The sequence below is a fragment of the Rhodococcus sp. R1101 genome (assembly GCF_000278445.1).
Lineage (GTDB): Bacteria > Actinomycetota > Actinomycetes > Mycobacteriales > Mycobacteriaceae > Rhodococcus > Rhodococcus gordoniae.
In genome coordinates this window covers 1-811 of the sequence record NZ_AJVB01000847.1, presented here as the reverse complement: position 1 = coordinate 811, position 811 = coordinate 1, and the positions used below count along the sequence as shown (strand labels likewise).

Genomic DNA, 811 nt, shown 5'->3' with positions numbered 1-811 from the left:
GGCAGGCCAGCTGGCACGGCAAGGCAGAGCAGTTCGGCGAATCCGTCGCGATCCTGCTCGGCGATCTCGCCCTGGTGTGGGCGGACGACATGCTGCACTCGGCCGGGCTCGCACCCGAGACAGTCGCGCGGGTGACGCCGGTCTGGGCCGCGATGCGCACCGAAGTGCTCGGCGGACAGTATCTCGACATCGCCAACGAGGTGGCGGCGGACGAATCGGTGGAGGCCGCGACGCGGGTGAATCGGTTCAAGACGGCGGCGTACACGATCGAACGCCCCCTGCATATCGGGGCCGCCCTCGCCGGCGCCGACGACGACCTCATCGATGCCTATCGTCGCTTCGGCACCGACATCGGCCTGGCGTTCCAGTTGCGCGACGACCTGCTCGGGGTCTTCGGCGACCCGGAGGTCACCGGCAAGCCCTCGGGCGACGACCTGCGCTCCGGCAAACGCACGGTCCTGTACGCGCTGGCCCTCGAGACCGCCGACGGCTCCGATCCGGCAGCGGCCGAGTTGTTGCGCACCTCGATCGGCACCGACCTGTCCGACTCGCAGGTCGAGCAGCTCCGCTCCGTGCTCGTCGATCTCGGTGCCGTCGCCCGGATCGAGGACCGCATCACCGCTTTGACCGACAGCGCGTTCGAGGCTCTCGAATCGTCCGGTGCCACACAGGAGGGCAAGGCCCTCCTCCGCGACTCGGCGGTCGCGGCGACCCGCCGGGTGGCGTGAGACCGGTGCGGACGGTTTCCGGCGTCGAGAAGGTCGTGGTGGTCGGCGCGGGGCTCGCCGGCCTGTCGGCGGCTCTGCACCTG

General features: G+C 70.7%; 1 protein-coding gene. It reads left to right on the top strand.

From position 1 onward, the window contains the following. On the top strand, positions 1-728 hold a 728-nt coding region (locus R1101_RS0124690; protein ID WP_016935794.1), incomplete at its 5' end, for a polyprenyl synthetase family protein. Between the last annotated feature and the right edge of the window lie 83 nt (positions 729-811).